Origin of the sequence: Nocardioides marinquilinus (assembly GCF_039543705.1) — a bacterium.
Classification (GTDB): Bacteria; Actinomycetota; Actinomycetes; order Propionibacteriales; family Nocardioidaceae; genus Nocardioides; species Nocardioides marinquilinus.
Window position 1 is genome coordinate 864736 of the sequence record NZ_BAABKG010000001.1, and the last position, 18287, is coordinate 883022.

Sequence of the window (18287 nt, forward strand, 5' to 3'; positions counted from 1 at the left end):
GACCGATGAACGCCGGCCGCCCGACCATCACCGACATTCTCGGACGCGTCGAAGCGGACGCCTCCCTCGCTACGGTCGAGCAGAAGGCCCGAGGCGTGCTCGCCGCATGCCCGCCGGCCGTCTACCCCGCGGTGATCGTGCGGCTGGCCGCCATGCTCATCGAGGTCCGCGCGCGCCGTGGCCGCCTCGTCCAGCAGCCGGCGGCCGCGCAGACCCCACGACCCGTCGACCCGCCAGACCGCCCCCACGACCTGCGTCCGCCCGATCCCGTCGCCGACCAGCCGCCCCGTACGCCGGTGCGGCCGCCCACCAGCCGCCCCGCGCCATCCGGTCACGCCTCGCCCCGCATCCGCGCGGCCACGCTCGCCTGGCGCGACCTGCTGACCACCCGGCTGACCATGCACGGCGTCGCCGGCCCCTACGAGGTCGAGGTCCAGCACATGAGCCCGATCGAGCTCCGCAACCTCGCCGACACGATGCACGACACCACCGAACGCCTCCACGCCCTGGCCGACACGCTCGAGCAGCACGGCGTCCGGAGCGCCGCCGACCTCGAGCCCGCCCAGATCGCCGCTATCGGCGGCGGCCAGTGACCACGACCGCCGACGTCGTCGACCCGCTGCTGTTCGTGCAGACCACCATCCACCGCGACCTCGAGCAGCAGCGCATCGCCAACGCGCACCGCCTCGCCGTGCTGACCCGGACGACGCCCGACGAGGACGGAGTCATGCGCGGCTTCGCCCTCGACGAGCGCCACCCCGACGTCGTCCGCCTCGCCGCGCTCGTCGACGCGCTGGCCGCCCTCGAGCACGACGCCGAACTCAGCATCAAGCGCGCTCTCCGCCGCAGCCCGCTCCACCCGTGGATCAAGGCCCAGCCCGGCCTCGGCGAGAAGCAGACCGCCCGCCTGCTCGGCGCGATCGGCGACCCTTACTGGCACGCGGCCGAAGATCGGCCACGGACCATCTCAGAGCTGTGGGCCTACTGCGGCCTGCACACCGTCCTCGTCGGCCATGGTGGAAGCGACGCCCTCCGGCGAACTGCCGGCGAGGATCAGACTCCCGAGGACCACACGAGACCCGGCACCCGATGTGTCCTTGTCCCCGGGGAGCGGCACCGCGACCCTGACCCCGCCGTGCTCGAGGTCAGGGTCGCGGCCCGCCGCACGAAGGGTCAGCGCGCCAACTGGTCCACCGACGCCAAGACGCGCGCGTACCTCTGCGCCACGTCGTGCATCAAGCAACACGCCTCGCCCTACCGCGCGACCTACCTCGGACGCCGGCACCACACCGCCGTCGCGCACGCCGACTGGACGGCCGGCCACAGCCACGCCGACGGCATCCGGATCACCAGCAAGGCGATCCTCCGCGACCTCTGGCGCGAAGCCCGCCGCCTCCACCATCTCAACGAGAGGGACGACGGATGACCGGCGCCACCTGCCGCTGCGGCCGCCCCACGGCCGGCGCCGCGCTCTGCCCGACCTGCAGCACCACCCTCGCCTACGCGATCCTCCACGTCGGCGTCTACGCCGTCGACCTCGAGAACGTCGCCGGGAAGACCACCCGCTACGGCACCACCTCGGGCGGCAAGAGCGCCATCGGCCGCGAGCGCCCACTACCCGTCGACCTGCGCTTCGTCAGCACGTCCGACCCCGACCCGCAGCGGCACGCCCGGCACGCCCCCGGCGCCCAGCTGCGCGCCGACGTCCTCGCGACGCTGACCCGCTGGCATCGCACGGTCGCCCGCCACCGCCCGCCCGTGGCCGGCCCCGTCTGCACCAGCTGCGACCACGACAGCTGCGACCACCTCCGACGGCGCCACCGACCGCTCGCGCGCACCGTGCCTACCCTCGTCCACTACCTCGCCGGCGCTCACCGGTGGGCGTGCTCCCAGCCGTGGGCCCCGGACATGCTCGACGAGCTCGTCAACCTCGAGCAGCGCCTGGCCCGCATGGTCGACCGGCCGCCCGACCTCTGGTACGCCGGGAAGTGCTCCGACACCGACGCCACCGGGAACGTCTGCCTCACCGACGTCTACGCGCGCACCGACCGCGGCGTCGTCACTTGCCGCGGCTGCGGCGCCGTCCACGACGTCAGCAGCCGCCGGACCTTCCTCCTCGAGCAGGCCCGCGACTACCACGTCACCGCCACCCAGGCCGCCGGCGCGCTCATCGCCTGGACCGAGTACGACGGCAGCGAGGCCAAGCTCGTCGACCGGATCCGCAAGTGGCGCGACCGCGAACGCCTGGACGTCGCCGACGTCACCAGCCTTCACGGCCGCGATCGGCACCTCTACCGGCTCGGCGACATCCAGGACCTGCTCGCCGACGACGCCCACCAGCGCCAGGCCAAGGCGCTCACCAGCCACCGCTCCGCGTGCTAGCGTTCGCCTGTCCGGTTGATCGGCAGCAGCGCTGTGCCCACACCACGCTGACTGCCTCGAGCAACGCGGACATCCAGCCGTCGACAGGGTGACCGAGGCGGCGACCGAGGCGGCGACCGAGGCGGCGACCGAGGCGGCGACCGAGGAACAGGGCCGATAGCGCGTTTGCGCAGGTCAGCCGGGCGACCGCGATGGACCAGTCACAGCCCAACCGCGTGACGCTGGACGTACTCCTCGATCGCCCGGCGCGCGACTTCGGCCGCCCGCACGCCGTCACGCTCGGCGATGGCGTCGAGCTTGACGCGCGTCTCGAACGGCACCCGGGTATGAACCTGCGGCGACGCCTTGCGCTCACCGGACAAGGACGGGCGACCGGGGCGCCGCTTCACCGCCGCGCGGTCGGCGACCTCGCGGCCGTACCTCTCGGCGGCCGCCTCGTCGAGCTCGGTCCCATCGGGCAAGGTGATCGGGTCCTCGTCGAGGTCGACATCGACCACCTCGACGTCGGGACCTACGACGAACTGCTTGGGGTCCATCTCTGCTCCTATCGTTGCTGCTGCCCGGGTCGCTCTCCCGGGCGGGCGCCCACCGCCTACTTGCGGTAGGAGGTGGGCATCGCGTGGATGACGGCCAGTCCGCCCTCCCGCTTGTTGTCAGGCACTGCCACGATCTCCAACTCGACGCCGCGCGAGTCGGTGCCGATGTAGGTGAGAGCGTCGCCCTCGACCGTGGGCTCACCCGCGGCGACCATCGCCTCGACGATGTGCGCGTTGCCGACGCGGTGCTTCCGGGCCGACCGGGTGACTCGTACCTGCATGGCTCTATTATTGCTGACACAATTGATTTGTGTCAACAGAATACACCGACTGTTGTGAGGCTGATGTGCAGGTCACAGGCGGGGGAGACCTGTGAGCACGGGCCGCAACACGACCGTCCGCGACCAGCACCGCCGCGCCATCCGCCGCACCCAGCCGGCCTGCGGGATCTGCCACACCGCCATCGACTACGACCTGCACTACACCGACCCGATGTCCTACGTGGTCGACCACGTCGTCCCGCTCAACAAGGGCGGCGCCGACACGCTCGAGAACAAGCAGGCCGCGCACCGACGGTGCAACAGGCTGAAGAGCGACAACCTCGAAGGTGCCACGCCGACCAGAGCGTTCGAGACCACCAGGACCTGGTGACGCTACTCCCCGACGATGCCCAGCCCGATCGCTCGGCGGTGCACCGCGTCCAGCGCGTTCAACGCCTCGGGCAGCAGGAGACTGGCCTGGCTGCTGCAGAGCACCTTCAACACGGCCAGGTCGGAGCCCCCGGTCTGCGCTTCGAGCGTGTAGGTCAGGCCAGGCGTCGCCTTCACCTGGTCGAGCAGATCAACGCAGTGCCGAAGATCGCCTCGGTAGGCGACCATCAGGTCCCACTGCGGTCGCGGCGTGTCGGGTGGTCTGAGAGGCAGCGGCATGGCCGCGATTCCACCACGACCACCTGGGGCGGGGCACCCCCCAGACCCCATCCCATCGCCCCTCAGGGCATAGGCGGATACCCCCCCTGCCCGTTTTCCACAGACCCCGGGAGGTGCGCGCATGCCTCGCAAGCCCGCCCTCCGTGCCGTCGCCGCCGACGAGAAGGCCGCTAAGAAGCCGCCGATGACGGTGCTCGCCGCAGCGGAGGGCGGCACGCGGGTCGACGAGCTGCGCGCCATGCGCCGACGAATCGCCCGAGCGCTCGACGACCCGAACACCGCCGCGCGGGACCTGGCCTCCCTCTCGCGCCGGCAGCTCGAGATCGGTCGCGAGATCGAAGCCGTCGAGATCGCCGAGAGCGAGGAGCAGTCGGTTGTCGCGCCCACCGGTGACGAAGCCTGGGACGAGAACGCCATCTAGCCGCCGCGCGGCGCCGGCAGCAGCGGACCCTGCGAGGAAGGGGGGCGGCGCTGGTCGTCCGCCCCGCGGCCCGGGCGACCAGCGCCGACTGTCCGAGGTCGCCCGCCACGTCATCCAGCCGACTGGCATCGAGACCACGAGCTGGCCGAAGGTGCGTGACACCTGCCACCGGCTCGGCTGGACCTTCGACGGCTGGCAGGACGGCGCCGGCCGGCTGATCCTGGCGAAGGGTGCCGACGGCTTGTACGCCGCCGACATCGTGGTCGTCAGCATCCCCCGGCAGGTCGGCAAGACCTACCTGGTCGCGGCAATCATCTTCGCGCTCGGCATCCTCGAGCCGGGCCTTACCGTGATTTGGACAGCCCACCGCAAGAGCACCGCGGTCGAGACCTTCGCGAAGTTCTACGACCTCGCGCAGCGGCCGAAGGTCAAGCCCCACGTTCGCCAGGTACTGCGAGGCAAGGGCGAGGAGCAGATCCGCTTCACCAACGGGTCCAGGATCCTCTTCGGCGCCCGCGAATCCGGGTTCGGCCGTGGCTTCGAGGACGTCGACATCCTGGTCTTCGACGAGGGGCAGATCCTCGGCGAGGCGACGCTCGACGACATGGCCGCAGCGCAGAACGTCGCAGCCAACCCGCTGACCTTCGTCATCGGCACGCCGCCCAGGCCGAAGGATCAGGGCGAGTTCTTCACCCTCCTACGGCAGGAAGCCCTCGACGGCGACGACGACGGCACGCTCTACATCGAGTTCAGCGCCGATCGGTTCGCCAGCCCGATGGACCGCGACCAGTGGCGCAAGGCGAACCCGTCCTACCCGCTGCGGACGACCGAGCGGGCCATGCTGCGCCTGCGCAAGCTGCTGAAGTCCGAACCGTCCTGGCGACGCGAGGCACTCGGGATCTGGGACGAGCAGGCCGTGCACCGACCCGTCGTGTCACCGACGCGATGGGCCGAGCTCGCCGACCCCGGGCCCGAGGACGGCACCAAACCAACCGCGCTCGGCCTCGACATGTCCCACGCGGGGACGATCTCGGTGACCGCCTGCTGGCTCGACGACGAGACCGCCCACGTCGAAGAGGTCTGGGCCGGCACCGACGCCGCGGCGGCCCACACGTGGATCGTCGAGCGCGCGGGCCGCCGAACCCCCGTGCTCGTCGACACCTACAGCCCGGCCGCACAGCTCGAGCCCGCGCTCAAGGCGAGCGGCGTCAGCGTGCGGACCACCAGCGCCACCCAGATGGCCCGCGCCTGCGGCCTGGTCTACAGCGACGTCAGCGCCACCCCGCCACGGCTGACCCACGGCGGACAGCCAGCCGTCGACGACGCCATCGCCGGCGCGAAGCGTCGACCGATCGGCAGCGCCGGCGGCTGGGGCTGGGACCGGACACGGCCCGAGGTCGACATCGCACCGATCGTGTCGCTCAGCCTGGCCCGCTTCGGCGCCGAGCAGAAGCGTCGCCGCTCCCGCGGCGGCGAGAACACCAGGACAGCCGGCTCCGGCCGGCACTCGAGGGGACGGACCGCTCGAGCCAGCGGACGAAGGGCGGTGGTGAGGTGAGCACGACCGAACTGCCGGACGCGCAGAAGGTACGGCTGCCCCAGGTGAGCGCCGACGAGAACGCCCTCATCAACTCGCTGCTCGCAGAGATCCACACCAGGCGTCTGCGCAACGGACTGCGCACCTCCTACTTCGAGAGCCGCCGAGCGATCCGCAGCGCGGGCACCATCGTCCCGCCCCACTACTTCCAGCTCGGCCTCGCGCTCGGCTGGTGCGCCAAGGCCGTCACCGGCCTGGGCCGGCGCTGCAACCTCGAGGGCTACGTCTGGCCGGACGGCGACCTCGCCGACGTCGGTGGCGACAAGCTGTGGGACGACAACCATCTCAGCTCCGAGGTCGACGCGGCCATCAACGCAGCGCTGCTGCACGGCCCGGCCTTCCTCATCAACACCGTCGGCGAGGACGACGAGCCCGAGTCGCTGATCCACGTCAAGGACGCCACCGAGGCCACCGGCACCTGGAACCGACGCAGGCGCCGGCTCGACAACCTGCTCTCGGTCACCGGGACCGACAAGGACGGACGGATCCTCTCGCTCGCGCTCTACCTCGACAGCGAGACGATCACCGCGGCCCGTGACCGAGCCAACCTCGCCTGGACCGTGGACCGCGCCGAGCACGACTTCGGAGTCCCTGCCGAGGTCGTCGCCTACCAGCCCAGCCCCAAGCGGCCCTTCGGCCGATCGCGCCTCACACGGCCGATGATGGGCCTGCAGGACGCCGCCGTGCGCGCGCTCATCCGACGCGAGGGCCACATGGACGTGTTCTCGTACCCCGAGCTCTGGATGCTCGGAGCCGACGAGTCCGCCTTCGTCAACGCCGACGGCGTGCAGAAGTCGATCTGGGAGGTCCGACTCGGCCGCATCAAGGGCATCCCCGACGACGAGGACGCCCCCGACGCACTGGCACGCGCCGACGTCAAGCAGTTCCCGGCCGCGAGCCCCGAGCCGCACCTCAAGGACATCAACGCCCTGGCCAAGCTATTCGCGCGCGAGGCATCGCTGCCCGACACGGCCCTGGCCATCAGCGAGATGGCCAACCCGACCAGCGCAGAGTCCTACGACGCCTCGCAGTACGAGCTCATCGCCGAGGCCGAGGGCGCGGTCGACGACTTCCGGCCGCCGCTGCGCCGGTCCTTCGTGAGGGGCCTGGCCGTCCTGAACGGGATCGCGATGGCCGAGGTGCCGTCCGAGTGGCGCTCGATCGACAGCCGGTGGCGCAACCCGCGCTACCAGTCACGATCCGCGGAGTCTGACGCCGGCCAGAAGCAGCTCACCGCAGTCCCGTGGCTGGCCGAGACCGAGGTCGGGCTGCAGCTGATCGGTCTGACCGAGCAGCAGGCGCGGCTGGCCCTCGCCGAGCGTCGGCGAGCGGCCGGCGGCAGCCTGCTCGACCGGCTTCGCGCCGCGGCCGCGTCCGCTGGGGACGACAACTCGGGCGTGACCGATGGCGCTGGCGACCCTCAGGGCTGAGACAGCCGAGGTCGTGGGCCTCGCCGGCCAGGACCTCGCCCGGCTGTGGAGCCTTGTCGCGGCCGGCGCGTCCGCCGAGACGGCGCTGCGGGACCTGCTGCCCGCGATCGTCACCGAGTACGGAGCCCTCGGTGCCGCGCTGGCGGCCGAGTGGTACGACGACCAGCGCGCGAAGGCCGACGTCCGCGGCACCTTCACCGCCATGCCCGTTCCGGCCGAGGACCGCGGCGCCCAAGCGCTCATCGGGTGGGCGCTGGCCACCGCCACGGACGACTCCTCGCTACGCGGCCTGGTGCTCGGCGGCGTGCAGCGCCGCATCGCCGACCACGCCCGCAACACGATCGCCACGGCCGCGGTCGAGGACCCCGCCTCGGCCGGCTGGCAGCGAGTCGGGAGCGGCGAGTGCCAGTTCTGCCGCCAGCTCATCGCGCGCGGCGCGGTCTACACCGAGCGAACGGCCGACTTCGGCGCGCACGACCACTGCAACTGCTCGGCCGTGTCCGCCTGGAAGGGCCGCCCGAAGCCGGTCAAGCCCTTCACGCCCTCGCTCCGCTTCCGAAGCGACGAGGCCCGCGACGCGCACAACGAGCGCACCCGCGAGTGGCTGGCCAGCCACACCTGATCTCGCCCCGATCACCGGGGTGCAGCGCCCACGGCAGCGCTCAATGCCGGAGCAGCACCTGACGAGGCAACGGAGAACTGCGCATGACCGACACGCACTCGCTCCTCCCGCCGGCCGACCGCGGCTGGCTCGAGCGCACCATCGCCCGCAACCGGGCCCTGTACGGCGGATGGTCCATGGCGGCCGGCGGCGACGGCGGAGACGGCGGCACCGGGGACGGCGGCACCGGCCAGAACGGCGGCGACGGTGGCACCGGTTCCGGATCGGGCGACGGCACCCCGACGTCCTTCACCCAGGACGACGTCGACCGGCTCGTGGGCAAGGCCCGCACCGAGGAGCGTCAGAAGGCGGCGAAGAAGTTCGGCGACTACGACGACCTCAAGTCCCGCGCCGAGGGCGCCAAGACGCTCGAGGACCGCCTCAACGATCTCGAGTCCCAGAGCACCGCCGCGAAGCAGCGGGCACTCCGGGCTGAGATCGCCGCCGAGTTCGGCATCAGCACCAAGAAGGGCGAGAAGGACGAGCCCTCGGACGCCGAGCTGTTCCTCACCGGCACCGACGAGGAGGCCATGCGGTCGCAGGCCCTTCGCCTGGCCGGCCGCGAGTCGGAGCGCAGGAAGAAGCACCCCCGCGTGCCCAAGGAGGGCACGACGACATCCTCCGGCACCACCACCGACGATGACGAGCGCGAGTACGCGCGAACCCTCTTCGGCGGCGGGGCCTAACCCCGAAAGAGAGAACGCACCATGTCCACCCTCGCCACCTCGTCCCTGTCCCTCCCCAAGCACATGCGCCCCGGCGTGTGGAAGAAGGCCATCGGCCAGTCCGTGCTGGCCAAGCTCTCCGGCGCCGAGCCCCAGGAGTTCGGCGAGCAGGAGTACATGACCCTCACCGCCCCGCCCCGCGGCGAGGTCGTCGGCGAGGGCGCCGCCAAGAGCGAGTCCACGGCCACCTTCGCCCCGGTCACCGCGATCCCGCGCAAGGTCCAGGTGACCCAGCGGTTCAACGAGGAGGTCCAGTGGGCCGACGAGGACTACCAGCTGGGCGTCGTCCGCGAGATGGGCGACCTCTCCGGCGTCGCCCTCGGCCGAGCGCTCGACCTGATCGCCATCCACGGCATCAACCCGCTCACCGGCGCCCCGCTCTCCGGGTCGCCGGCCAAGATCCTGGACACCACCAACGCCGTCGAGCTCACCACGGCCACGGTCGGCAAGCCCGACGAGGCCGTCGAGGCCGCCGTCGGACTCGTCATCGACGACAACCTCAGCCCCAACGGCATCGCCTTCGACAACGGCTTCGCCTTCAAGCTGTCCACGCAGCGCGACGGCCAGGGCCGCAAGCTCTACCCCGAGCTCGGCTTCGGCCAGGACATGGGCACCTTCCTCGGCCTGAACGCCGCCGTGTCCGACACCGTCCGCGGTGGCCCCGAGGTCCTCACCACCGGCACCGGCGCCTACCGCACCACCAACCCCAACGTGAAGGCCATCGTCGGCGACTTCACCGCCTTCCGCTGGGGCGTGCAGCGCGACATCCCGCTCGAGGTCATCCGCTACGGCGACCCCGACGGGCTCGGCGACCTCAAGCGCAACAACCAGATCGCCATCCGCGCCGAGGTCGTCTACGGCATCGGCATCCTCTCCGTCGACGCCTTCGCCAAGGTCCTCGACGCCGTCGCGAACGTCTGATCGGAGACCACACCATGGCGAAGAACGACCAGCCCGCGGACACCGTCACCCTGACCGCACCCAACGGGATGCAGGTCAGCGTGGCCAAGTCGAAGGAGGCCGCGCGGCTCGCCGCCGGCTACCGCCCCGTCGAGCAGTCCGGCGGGCGCGGCCGGCGCGACAAGGGCGGCGGGGGAGACCCGTCGCCCTACGCCGGTCTCAAGGTCGACGAGCTGCGCGCCGAGATCGACAAGCGCAACGACGGCCGCGAGGACGACGCGCTGATCCCGACCGACGGCAACAAGCCGGACCTCGTCGCCGCCCTCGAGGCGGACGACAAGGCCCAGGCCTGAGCAGCAGGGGGCGACTCATGGCGCAGCAAGGAGAGACCCCGGAGATCGTCAAGACCTCCGACCTCCCCGAGCAGATGCAAGGCGCCGAGCTGATCGACGACCTCGTCGCCGGCGCCAACGCCAAGGCCGCCCGAGTCGCCCCCTGCCTCGCCTCGACCGAACCCGGCCCCGGCGCCGGACAGCTCGCCGAGGCCAAGCTGATCCTGCTCGGCGCCATCAAGCGCTGGGCAGAAGCCGGCGCCGGATCCGTCCAGCAGCAGAGCGCCGGGCCCTTCAGCACCACCGTCGACACGCGCCAGCGCACTGGCTACAACCTGTGGCCGAGCGAGATCCGCGACCTGCAGGACCTCTGCAAGAGCGCCGACGACCAGACACGTCAGGCCTTCACCGTCGACACCGCGCCGGGCGGCGCCCTCCACTCGCCGGTCTGCTCGGTCTACTTCGGCGCCGGCACGACCTGTTCGTGCGGAGCGTCGATCGCCGGCCAGCCGCTCTACGAGCAGGTCGAGCCATGAGCTTCGCCTACGGCGAGACGGTCGTCCGCCGGCGTGCACCGCTGGTCACCGACCGCTACAACGCGAAGGTCCGTGACTGGGACGCCGCCGCCGAGACCTTCATCCACGGGTGCGGGATCGCCGACGGCGGGTCGACCGAACCCGTGGAGGTCGGCAGGACCGCCGTCGTGTGCGACTTCGAGATCTACGCACCCGCCGGAACCGACGTCGCTGCCACCGATCGGCTCGTCGTCCGGGGCCAGGTCTGCGAGGTCGAGGGCCAGCCCTTCGACTGGCGCCACCCCCAGACCGGCTGGCGTCCCGGGACCGTCATCCGCGCGAAGATCGTGAGCGGCTGAGGTGGCCGGCCAGGGTCGAGTCCGCATGAACACGGCCGGCGCCCGTGCCATCTTGCGCGACCCCGGCGTGGTCGCCGAGCTCGAGGCCCGTGCCCGCCGGTCGCTCGCCGCGGCACGCGCCGCAGCCGAGCAGTTCAAGCAGACCGGCAACTATCTGAACGGCCTCGACGTCGAGGTCATCACCACCGACCGCGTCGTCGCCCGCGTCGTCGCCCGCGCCCCTCACTCCCACCTGGTCGAGGCGCGCCACGGGACCCTCGCCCGCGCCATCGACGCCGCCGGAGGTGCATGACGATGCTCTTCCCCGACGTCGAGGCATGGGCCGTGACCCACCTCGAGACCGCGCTCGCCGCTCGCCCCGAGTCCTACGCCTCCAACGTCCACGTCGGCACCGCCGTCCCCGAGCCGCGCGTCGACCGCATGGTCGTCGTCCGCCGCGACGGCGGCGGCCAGACCGGCATCTTCGACAACGCCCGCCTGTCGTGGCGCGTGTGGGCCGGCACCGAGGCCGATGCCTCCGACCTGGCCCGGCTCGTCGGCGCGCTGCTGTGGGCAGCACCCGACGGCAACCCCGTCGTCCGGGTCACGCACGAGTCGGGCCCCTCCCGGGTCATCGACGACTCGCGCCAGCCGCAGCGGTTGGCGCTCACCACCATCCGCACCCGAGGAGAACAGCTGTCGTGATCAAGCTCAAGCACACCGAGACCGGCGACACGATCGAGGTCGACGACGGCCGCGAGGGGCCCTACCTGACCCAGGGGTGGGAGAAGGCCCCTACTGCCAAGGCGGGCGCCCCGAAGAAGCTCGCCGCCCCCAAGACGACGGCGAAGACCACGCCGCCGAAGCCCGCGCAGACCAACAACTGACCCGGCTCCCAGAGCCGACAACACGAAGGGACGCTGACCATGGCGACCGATGCTTCCAAGGTGCGCGTGGCCGTCACGGGCGCCATCATGAAGGGCGCGACCAGCGCGACCGCACCGACCGGCACCGCCGGATCCACCACCGGCTTCACCGACCTCGGCTTCGTCGGCGAGGACGGCGTCGAGATCGAGCTGCCCGACGCCGGCGACGCCACCGCCATCAAGGCGTGGCAGAACGGCACCACGGTGCGCGTCATCCGCACCCCCTCCGAGGACCGTCCGACCTGGACGTTCATCCTGCTCGAGTCCTCGATCGCCGTGGCCGAGACCTATTTCGGCGTCACCGTCACCCCGGGCGCGTCCGAGGGCTCCTTCGAGTACCAGGTGAAGACCCGCGACCCCAGCTCCTACATCGTCGACGTCATCGACGGCCCCGAGCTGATCCGCGACTACATCCCCCGCGGAGTCGTCGCCTCCGTGGCCGCCCACACCCTCGCCACCGGCGAGGTCATCGGCTACGGCGTGACGATCGAGGGCGAGCGCGACCCCGTCAAGGGCTACAACTTCAAGCGCTGGGCGACTTCGCTCAAGACGCCGGCCTGACGCCGCGCACAGACCACCCCCCGTCTGGGCGCGCGGGCCCGGGCGGGGGGTGCACCACCATCCACCCGCGCGCCCCAGCCGCGAAGGAGCACCCGCGCATGCCCACCGCCAAGAAGACCGCCGCCCCCAAGGCCGGCACCAAGCCCGACGGCGCCGTCTACAGCTTCACCGAGGACGGCCAGACCTACCACCTGCCCGCGATCAACGAGGGCGTCGCCGACGTCCCCGGGCGCTACACCATCGACGCCGTCCTGCACCCGGAGAACGAGATGGCCCAGACGGCACTCGGGTTCGCCATGCTCAAGACCGCCGACATCCCACCCGATGTCCGCGCAGTCCTCGAGAACCTGCCCACCGGCCGGCTCCTCACCATCGTTCGGGAGTGGATGGGGGAATCACGGGGTTCCTCGGCCTCCTAGCCGCACACCGAGGAGCCCTCGAGTTCGACTGGCGCGACCGCTTCGGCCTCGGCCTACGCGACATCGGCGACCGGATGACCCTGACCGAGGCCGCCCGCCTCGCCCACGGGCTGCTGCAGGACCCCAGCACACACACCTTCGCTGCCGCCTCTGGATGGGCCTACCCGGCCACCCGCGAGGCGCTGATCATGGCGGACCTCTTCGACGCGTTCCGCCAGGTCCACTTCGTGCGGCCGAAGCCGGCGCGGCGTCCGTGGACGACCGACGGCCCCACCGTGGAGAAGCGCGGCAGGACCGACCTCACGCAGGACGAGGTCATCGCCGCCCTCCGCGCTGCCGGCCACACCGCCCCCCTACCTACCCGAACGAGCAGCGTGAGGAGACCGCCGTGGCCGAGATCGCCAGCGCCTACCTCTCCCTGATTCCGTCCCTGCGGGGCGCATCTCGCGTTATCCAGGGCGAGCTCGACCCGCTCGCCCGCCGCTCCGGCCAGCGCTTCGGCAACGACTTCGGCAACGCCGCCGGCCGCGGCGCCGGGGACGGCCTCAGCGACGGTCTCAGCGAGGGCGCCGGCGGAGGGCAGGAGGCCGGCAGCAAGTTCGGCAAGCTCTTCGGGGTCGCCGCCGGCGCCACCGCAAGCCTCGGCCTCGGCGCCGCGCTCGTCGACGGCACCACGAAGGCAATGGACCAGGAGGTCGACCTCGACCGGGTCGCCGCCTCGCTCGGCCTGGGGGAGCGACAGGCAGCGGCGCTCGGCCGGACCGCCGGCAACCTCTACCGCGACAACTTCGGCGAGAGCTTCGGTGACTCGGCCAACGCCGTCGGTGCCGTCAAGGCCGCCTTCCGCGACCTCGACGGCGGCGAGCTGCGCCGGGTCAGCGGACTCGCCCTCTCGTTCGCCGACATCTTCGAGAGCGACGTCCCCCGCACGATCTCGGTCGCGCGCACCGCCGTGAAGTCCGGCATGGCCAAGGACGTCACCGGTGCCCTCGACCTGCTGACCGCCGCGTCGAGCAAGGTCGGCCCCGCCCTCGCGCCCGACATCCAGGACGCCGTCGAGGAGTACGGCCAATTCTTCAACGCCGTCGGGATCGGCGGCCCCGAGGCGTTCTCGCTGCTCGTGGCCGGCGCCGACAAGGGAACCTACGGGATCGACAAGGCCGGCGACGCGATCAAGGAGTTCACGATCCGCGCCACCGACGACTCGATGGCGACCCGCACCGCGCTCGAGGACCTCGGCCTCGACTTCACACGGATCCCGAACCAGCTGCTCGCCGGCGGCGAGAAGGCAGGCCGCGCGACGCAGCAGATCGTCCGGTCGCTGCTCGACGTCAAGGACCCGACGAAGCAGGCGACGCTGGCGCTCGCGCTGTTCGGCACCCCGCTCGAGGACCTCGGCACCAAGAACATCCCCGAGTTCCTGCAGTCCCTCGCCGACGGCGGCCGCCAGCTCGGCAAGTTCGAGGGCGCCGCCCAGCGGGCCAGCGACACCCTCGGCAACAACGCCCGCGGCCGCGTCGAGTCCTTCCGCCGCGACCTCGAGCAGACCTTCGTCGACGTGCTCGGCGGCCGCGTGCTGCCCGTCATCGACACCGTCACCGGCAAGCTGCAGGACGGCTTCCGCGCCGACGGCCTCGACGGGGTCGCCGCCTCGCTCGAGGACATCACCGGCCTCGACGGCGTCATCGTGCCGATCTTCGAGGACGTCCAGGACGCCGTCGGCGACGTCGTCCGGATCGGCACCAAGCTCGCGCCCGCCTTCGGCGACGCCGCCGAGAACCTCGCCCCGCTCGTCTCCCCGATCGCCCTTGTCGGCGACGGCCTCGAGCTGCTCGCCGACATCGTCGAGGTCATCCCCGACGACGTCGCCTCGTTTGCGCTGCAGGCCGGCGCCGTGCTGCTCGTGATGAAGAAGCTCAGCGGCCCGGTCGGCGCCGTCACCACCTCGGTCGGCCGCAACCGCGCCGCCTTCCAGCAGTGGCGCGCCGAGATGACGTACGCCGAGACCCGTGCCCAGCGGACCGCCACGATGATGGGCCGACTCGGCACCGCCGCGAAGGGCGCCGCCGGTATCGGCGGCATGCTCGCCCTGACCAACGCCTCGGGCGAGAGCGAGGGTGCGTTGAAGACCCTCGGCGAGGTCGGCGGGCTCGCACTGCTGGGCTTCGCAGTCGGCGGCCCCATCGGCGGCGCCATCGGCGCCAGCATCGGGCTGCTCAAGAGCGTCAGCGAGCAGCTCGGCATCACCAGCCGCGACTACAAGCTGGCCGAGGGCGTCTTCGAGTCCGTCTCCGGCTTCGAGTCGGCCCAGGAGGGAGCCGACTCACTGCGCGAAGCACTGCGAGGCGTCGTCAACGAGTACGGCAACACCACCCGCGCCGCGGTCGAGGCCGCGTTCTTCAAGGACGGCGAGCTCTCCTCGGACATCAAGCAGCTCCGCGACCTCGGCGTGTCGATGAGCACCATCGTCTCGGCCACCCTTGGCCAAGGGAACGCGCAGGACTACGTCAACCGAGCCCTCGGCGACGCGCGAGTCCCGCTCGAGCGCAACCTCGCCTCTGCGCAGGCCATGTACGAGGCCGTGCAGCGCGGTTACAAGGAGGTCTCAGCCCCAGGCCAGGGCACCCAACGGGTGCAGTTCTCCGACCAGGAGATCGAGGACGCCGAGCGCGCCTACTCCGAGGCGTCAGACGCCCTGGCCACCTTCAACGCGACGCAGAACGTCTTCAGCGAGCGCATCCAGAAGAACACCGGCGAGCTCACGAACCACCGCCAGGTCGTGCGCCAGACCGCCCAGGACCTGGGCATCACGGTGGCGCAGTACCAGAAGTTCCCGCGCTCGGTGCGCACCCGGATCGAAGGCAACCTGCCGCAGACGTCGCAGGACGCGGTGCGCCTGCTCGGTGAGTTCAAGGGACTGCAGCGGTTCAGCCGGATCCGCACCGTCGTCTCAGCCCCGGGAGTCGACCTCACCGAGCGGCAGGTCGAGCGACTCGGCCAGACCTACAAGCTGACCCCGAAGCAGGTCACGACGCTGATGAAGATCGAGGGCGTCGGCCCTGCGGCGAAGGACGTGCGGACGGTCATCCGCCAGGCCGAAGCGCTCTCGGAGGTCAAGCCCGACTTCCGGCAGGCGATGCGCTCATTCGACACCTTCACCGGCGACGCGGGCGAGATCGTCCGCCGCGGCGGCCTCGACATCGTCCGCGACCTCGCCAAGACCACCGGCAAGGCCAAGGCCGACACCAGCGGTGTGAACCGGTCCCTCAACTCCGGCACCAGGGAGGCCAGCGGGATCGCCTACCGCGGCGGCCTCGACGTCGGCAACCAGCTCGAGGCCGGCATCATCAGCGGTTTCGCAACCACCGAGCAGCGACTGTCCTCGAACGCCGCGGCAGCGGTCACCTCCGCCATCCGTGCTGCCCACCAGGCCGCCGACAGCCACTCCCCGTCGCGGAAGATGCACTACCTGGGCCGCATGCTCGGCGTGGGTGGCGCGAACGGCATCGAGGACGAGATCCCGCGGATGGCCAAGGCCGGCCGCGACCTGGCCCTGGCATCCCTTGCCGGAATGGCCAAGCTCGCTGGCGCACGCCCGACCCTCGGAGTGGGCGTGGAGGCCACAAGCGCAGCGGCCACGGCCGCGCAGCGCGACGCCTTCGTCGCAGCGGCCGCACCCGCCCGCGCCGCCCGCGCCACCGCGGCCGAGCTGCGCCCCCAGCCGGCCGGAGCTGCCGGCGGGATCCGCTCGGTCACCGTCGTGATCGGCGAGGAGGAGTTCGAGGGCTACCTCCGCGAGGTCTACGAGGACTCCGCCGACCTCCAGGCCGGCCTCGTCCGGGAAGGGTGGCGATCGCGATGACACTGCTCGCCCCGACCGCGGTCTCGGTTCAGCAGTCCAAGCCGAACCAGGCCTACGGCGTCGCAGCCCAGATCCCGGTCTCGCAGGCGGCTCACATGCTTGCCCGGGCGGGGCTGCCGATCTCGATCGACGAGGACGCCGTCATCCCGACCGCATTCCTCACCCTGACTCAGGTCGCCGACGTCAGCGGCTCGGTCACGGTCAACCTCCGCCGCGCGGCCGAGCAGTGGGGCAACCGGGCCACGTGGAACAGCACCCCGGCAGTCAGCGCAGCCACCAACGCGCTGACCAAGTCGAACCCCAAGGCCGGCGCGAAGTGGGTGTGGGACGTCACCGCCGACGTGCAGGCCTGGGCCGCCGGCGGCCTCACGAACTACGGCTGGCGGCTGAACGCGACCGCGCTCATCAAGTTCAAGGGCTCGAGTGCGGCGACCGGCGCGCCGGTCCTCGATGTCGACGTCCTCGAGCCGGGCGAGGCGCCCGAAGACCTCTACCCCGACGGCGGCGCCATCTCGGTCGCGAAGCCGACCCTGTCGTTCCTCGTGCCTGAGGACACCGTCGCCGTCCAGGTGCAGCTCGACGCAAACGCCGCTTCGCCCTACGACTTCGACTCCGGGGAGATCCCCTCCGAGGCCGGGCAGGTCGTGCTCGCCGACACCGCATTCGGCGGCCTGGCCAACAATGCCGTCACCTCGTGGCGAGCGCGGACGCGCGGCGGGACTGGACTGACCGCCTGGTCCCAGTGGGCGACGTTCACCCGCGTCACCAAGCCCACCGTCACCATCACCTCACCGGGGACCACCTCCGACGACGAGAGCCCCACCGTCCTGTGGTCCGTCACCGGGGGCACGCAGGAGGCCTTCCGCGTCCTCGTCACCCGCGGCGACGGCACCGTCGTCGCCGACTCCGGCCGCGTCACCTCCGCCAGCAAGGCATGGCAGGCACCCCGCGACATCCTCCGCAACGAGGGCCAGACGGTCACGATCGAGGTTCGCGTCTGGGACGCCGTCGACCGGCTCGTCACCCCCGGCGACCCGGCCTACGCCTCAGCCACCAAGGACGTCACGCTCTCGACCACCGCCGGCGTCAACCCGCCCGCCACAGTCGCAGCCACCTCCGACGGAATCCGTCCCCGCGTCACCGTCACCGCCACCGCGGAGCAGGCCCCCGACGGCTGGGTCGTCGAGCGCAACGGGCAGCGCGTCTTCCGCAACAACGCCGCGACGCTCAACTTCACCTGGACCGACTGGGACGTCACCCCCAACCACCCGGTCACCTACCGCGTCCGCCGCGTCGTCAACGGCCAGGTGTCCGCGGGCGGCCCGTCCTCGACCGTCACCCCACGCATCACCGGCATCTGGCTCGTAGACCCCGACGACGACGACGGCGCCCTCATCCTCGGCATCGACGAAGGCACCCGCACCGCGGCCGAGCTCGCCGTCGTCCACCAGCCCATCGGCGGACCGCCCATCCGCCGCGTGGCCTACCGCCCGCCCGCCTCCGGCACCGTCACCGGCGACCTCGTCGACTACGACGGCGTGAAGTCGGCCGACGCCTCAACGGCCTGGCTCTACCGCGTGAAGAGCTCCGACCCCGATCGCCTCCTGCGGCTATTCCTCGGCGACGAGGTGCTGCTCGTCAACGTCGGCGACATCACCATCAGCCCCGCACCGCGCTCGGGCGTCGAGCGATACAACCGGGTCTCCTTCAGCTGGTGGCAGGTCGACGACGTCCCCTGGAAGGCCTGAGAACG

At 71.6% G+C, this 18287-nt stretch carries 24 protein-coding genes; 21 read left to right on the forward strand and 3 right to left on the reverse strand.

Translation table 11 applies throughout. From position 1 onward, the window contains the following. The first annotated feature begins 5 nt into the window (after positions 1 to 5). From ABEA04_RS04180 to ABEA04_RS04190, 3 genes are read left to right on the forward strand one after another with little or no spacing between them, the layout of a single operon-like run. Positions 6 to 593 (forward strand): hypothetical protein, encoded by a 588-nt coding sequence (locus ABEA04_RS04180; RefSeq protein WP_345454823.1) that lies wholly within the window; start codon positions 6 to 8, stop codon positions 591 to 593. Next, a complete protein-coding gene (gene tas / locus ABEA04_RS04185; protein WP_345454825.1) occupies positions 590 to 1426 on the forward strand; it encodes a TIGR-Tas system RNA-guided endonuclease in 837 nt (278 codons plus the stop codon). Before ABEA04_RS04180 ends, tas begins: the two co-directional genes overlap by 4 nt. After that, positions 1423 to 2382: a hypothetical protein gene (locus tag ABEA04_RS04190; RefSeq protein ID WP_345454827.1), complete on the forward strand. Its 960-nt coding sequence runs from the start codon at positions 1423 to 1425 to the stop codon at positions 2380 to 2382. The genes tas and ABEA04_RS04190 overlap by 4 nt, the downstream gene beginning before the upstream one ends. A 200-nt stretch (positions 2383 to 2582) precedes the next feature. Here ABEA04_RS04190 and ABEA04_RS04195 read toward each other — a convergent pair whose 3' ends face one another. Together ABEA04_RS04195 and ABEA04_RS04200 are read right to left on the reverse strand one after the other, a co-directional pair. Beyond that, positions 2583 to 2918 carry a hypothetical protein gene (locus ABEA04_RS04195; RefSeq protein WP_345454829.1) on the reverse strand — a complete coding sequence of 112 codons (336 nt, stop codon included), beginning with the start codon at positions 2916 to 2918 and terminating at the stop codon, positions 2583 to 2585. 56 nt (positions 2919 to 2974) lie between these two features. Continuing rightward, complete coding sequence (locus tag ABEA04_RS04200) at positions 2975 to 3199, reverse strand: hypothetical protein (protein WP_345454831.1); 225 nt, start codon at positions 3197 to 3199, stop codon at positions 2975 to 2977. A gap of 91 nt (positions 3200 to 3290) precedes the next feature. Here ABEA04_RS04200 and ABEA04_RS04205 point away from each other — a divergent pair, with 91 nt between their 5' ends. Then, a complete protein-coding gene (locus ABEA04_RS04205; RefSeq protein ID WP_345454833.1) occupies positions 3291 to 3569 on the forward strand; it encodes an HNH endonuclease in 279 nt (92 codons plus the stop codon). Positions 3570 to 3571: 2 nt separating this feature from the next. Here the strand turns inward: ABEA04_RS04205 and ABEA04_RS04210 are convergent, their stop codons facing one another. Beyond that, positions 3572 to 3847: a hypothetical protein gene (locus ABEA04_RS04210; RefSeq protein WP_345454835.1), complete on the reverse strand. Its 276-nt coding sequence runs from the start codon at positions 3845 to 3847 to the stop codon at positions 3572 to 3574. 184 nt (positions 3848 to 4031) lie between these two features. On the opposite strand from ABEA04_RS04210, the gene ABEA04_RS04215 reads away from it, so the two are divergent. The 17 genes from ABEA04_RS04215 to ABEA04_RS04295 all read left to right on the forward strand — a co-directional run bounded on the left by ABEA04_RS04215 (position 4032) and on the right by ABEA04_RS04295 (position 18282). After that, positions 4032 to 4268 (forward strand): hypothetical protein, encoded by a 237-nt coding sequence (locus ABEA04_RS04215; protein ID WP_345454837.1) that lies wholly within the window; start codon positions 4032 to 4034, stop codon positions 4266 to 4268. Positions 4269 to 4419: 151 nt separating this feature from the next. Beyond that, on the forward strand, positions 4420 to 5826 hold the full coding sequence (locus ABEA04_RS04220; RefSeq protein ID WP_345454839.1) for a hypothetical protein: 1407 nt from the start codon (positions 4420 to 4422) through the stop codon (positions 5824 to 5826). Continuing rightward, positions 5823 to 7295: a phage portal protein gene (locus ABEA04_RS04225; protein ID WP_345454841.1), complete on the forward strand. Its 1473-nt coding sequence runs from the start codon at positions 5823 to 5825 to the stop codon at positions 7293 to 7295. Before ABEA04_RS04220 ends, ABEA04_RS04225 begins: the two co-directional genes overlap by 4 nt. 13 nt (positions 7296 to 7308) lie before the next feature. Then, the gene (locus tag ABEA04_RS04230; RefSeq protein ID WP_345454843.1) at positions 7309 to 7917 is read left to right on the forward strand and encodes a VG15 protein; all 609 of its coding nucleotides are present in this window, start codon (positions 7309 to 7311) and stop codon (positions 7915 to 7917) included. A gap of 83 nt (positions 7918 to 8000) precedes the next feature. Further along, positions 8001 to 8642 (forward strand): hypothetical protein, encoded by a 642-nt coding sequence (locus ABEA04_RS04235; RefSeq protein WP_345454845.1) that lies wholly within the window; start codon positions 8001 to 8003, stop codon positions 8640 to 8642. 21 nt (positions 8643 to 8663) lie between these two features. After that, complete coding sequence (locus tag ABEA04_RS04240; RefSeq protein WP_345454847.1) at positions 8664 to 9602, forward strand: phage major capsid protein; 939 nt, start codon at positions 8664 to 8666, stop codon at positions 9600 to 9602. A 14-nt stretch (positions 9603 to 9616) separates the two neighbouring features. Next, positions 9617 to 9934, forward strand: a complete 318-nt coding sequence (locus tag ABEA04_RS04245) for an SAP domain-containing protein (protein WP_345454849.1) — start codon at positions 9617 to 9619, stop codon at positions 9932 to 9934. 17 nt (positions 9935 to 9951) lie between these two features. After that, positions 9952 to 10449, forward strand: coding sequence for a hypothetical protein (locus tag ABEA04_RS04250; protein WP_345454851.1), 498 nt, complete (start codon positions 9952 to 9954; stop codon positions 10447 to 10449). Then, positions 10446 to 10787: a hypothetical protein gene (locus tag ABEA04_RS04255; protein WP_345454853.1), complete on the forward strand. Its 342-nt coding sequence runs from the start codon at positions 10446 to 10448 to the stop codon at positions 10785 to 10787. Before ABEA04_RS04250 ends, ABEA04_RS04255 begins: the two co-directional genes overlap by 4 nt. 25 nt (positions 10788 to 10812) lie before the next feature. Continuing rightward, positions 10813 to 11079 (forward strand): hypothetical protein, encoded by a 267-nt coding sequence (locus tag ABEA04_RS04260; RefSeq protein WP_345454855.1) that lies wholly within the window; start codon positions 10813 to 10815, stop codon positions 11077 to 11079. 2 nt (positions 11080 to 11081) lie between these two features. Next, positions 11082 to 11471, forward strand: coding sequence for a hypothetical protein (locus ABEA04_RS04265; RefSeq protein ID WP_345454857.1), 390 nt, complete (start codon positions 11082 to 11084; stop codon positions 11469 to 11471). Next, entirely contained in the window at positions 11468 to 11653 is a 186-nt protein-coding gene (locus ABEA04_RS04270; protein WP_345454859.1) for a hypothetical protein, read from the forward strand. Before ABEA04_RS04265 ends, ABEA04_RS04270 begins: the two co-directional genes overlap by 4 nt. A 39-nt stretch (positions 11654 to 11692) precedes the next feature. Then, positions 11693 to 12253: a phage tail tube protein gene (locus ABEA04_RS04275; RefSeq protein ID WP_345454861.1), complete on the forward strand. Its 561-nt coding sequence runs from the start codon at positions 11693 to 11695 to the stop codon at positions 12251 to 12253. Positions 12254 to 12351: 98 nt separating this feature from the next. Beyond that, positions 12352 to 12672 carry a hypothetical protein gene (locus ABEA04_RS04280; RefSeq protein WP_345454863.1) on the forward strand — a complete coding sequence of 107 codons (321 nt, stop codon included), beginning with the start codon at positions 12352 to 12354 and terminating at the stop codon, positions 12670 to 12672. A 74-nt stretch (positions 12673 to 12746) separates the two neighbouring features. Next, positions 12747 to 13094, forward strand: coding sequence for a hypothetical protein (locus ABEA04_RS04285; RefSeq protein ID WP_345454865.1), 348 nt, complete (start codon positions 12747 to 12749; stop codon positions 13092 to 13094). Further along, positions 13061 to 16534: a phage tail tape measure protein gene (locus ABEA04_RS04290; RefSeq protein WP_345454867.1), complete on the forward strand. Its 3474-nt coding sequence runs from the start codon at positions 13061 to 13063 to the stop codon at positions 16532 to 16534. The genes ABEA04_RS04285 and ABEA04_RS04290 overlap by 34 nt, the downstream gene beginning before the upstream one ends. Next, the gene (locus tag ABEA04_RS04295; RefSeq protein WP_345454869.1) at positions 16531 to 18282 is read left to right on the forward strand and encodes a DNRLRE domain-containing protein; all 1752 of its coding nucleotides are present in this window, start codon (positions 16531 to 16533) and stop codon (positions 18280 to 18282) included. The genes ABEA04_RS04290 and ABEA04_RS04295 overlap by 4 nt, the downstream gene beginning before the upstream one ends. Positions 18283 to 18287 lie beyond the last annotated feature (5 nt).

Excerpts from the sequence above, each read along its gene's own strand:
- ABEA04_RS04180 (WP_345454823.1), top strand. The coding sequence starts at position 6 with ATGAACGCCGGCCGCCCGACCATCACCGACATTCTCGGACGCGTCGAA.
- ABEA04_RS04190 (WP_345454827.1), top strand. The coding sequence starts at position 1,423 with ATGACCGGCGCCACCTGCCGCTGCGGCCGCCCCACGGCCGGCGCCGCG.
- ABEA04_RS04195 (WP_345454829.1), bottom strand. The coding sequence starts at position 2,918 with ATGGACCCCAAGCAGTTCGTCGTAGGTCCCGACGTCGAGGTGGTCGAT.
- ABEA04_RS04200 (WP_345454831.1), bottom strand. The coding sequence starts at position 3,199 with ATGCAGGTACGAGTCACCCGGTCGGCCCGGAAGCACCGCGTCGGCAAC.
- ABEA04_RS04210 (WP_345454835.1), bottom strand. The coding sequence starts at position 3,847 with ATGCCGCTGCCTCTCAGACCACCCGACACGCCGCGACCGCAGTGGGAC.
- ABEA04_RS04215 (WP_345454837.1), top strand. The coding sequence starts at position 4,032 with ATGACGGTGCTCGCCGCAGCGGAGGGCGGCACGCGGGTCGACGAGCTG.
- ABEA04_RS04235 (WP_345454845.1), top strand. The coding sequence starts at position 8,001 with ATGACCGACACGCACTCGCTCCTCCCGCCGGCCGACCGCGGCTGGCTC.
- ABEA04_RS04240 (WP_345454847.1), top strand. The coding sequence starts at position 8,664 with ATGTCCACCCTCGCCACCTCGTCCCTGTCCCTCCCCAAGCACATGCGC.
- ABEA04_RS04245 (WP_345454849.1), top strand. The coding sequence starts at position 9,617 with ATGGCGAAGAACGACCAGCCCGCGGACACCGTCACCCTGACCGCACCC.
- ABEA04_RS04250 (WP_345454851.1), top strand. The coding sequence starts at position 9,952 with ATGGCGCAGCAAGGAGAGACCCCGGAGATCGTCAAGACCTCCGACCTC.
- ABEA04_RS04255 (WP_345454853.1), top strand. The coding sequence starts at position 10,446 with ATGAGCTTCGCCTACGGCGAGACGGTCGTCCGCCGGCGTGCACCGCTG.
- ABEA04_RS04260 (WP_345454855.1), top strand. The coding sequence starts at position 10,813 with ATGAACACGGCCGGCGCCCGTGCCATCTTGCGCGACCCCGGCGTGGTC.
- ABEA04_RS04265 (WP_345454857.1), top strand. The coding sequence starts at position 11,082 with ATGCTCTTCCCCGACGTCGAGGCATGGGCCGTGACCCACCTCGAGACC.
- ABEA04_RS04275 (WP_345454861.1), top strand. The coding sequence starts at position 11,693 with ATGGCGACCGATGCTTCCAAGGTGCGCGTGGCCGTCACGGGCGCCATC.
- ABEA04_RS04280 (WP_345454863.1), top strand. The coding sequence starts at position 12,352 with ATGCCCACCGCCAAGAAGACCGCCGCCCCCAAGGCCGGCACCAAGCCC.
- ABEA04_RS04285 (WP_345454865.1), top strand. The coding sequence starts at position 12,747 with ATGACCCTGACCGAGGCCGCCCGCCTCGCCCACGGGCTGCTGCAGGAC.
- ABEA04_RS04295 (WP_345454869.1), top strand. The coding sequence starts at position 16,531 with ATGACACTGCTCGCCCCGACCGCGGTCTCGGTTCAGCAGTCCAAGCCG.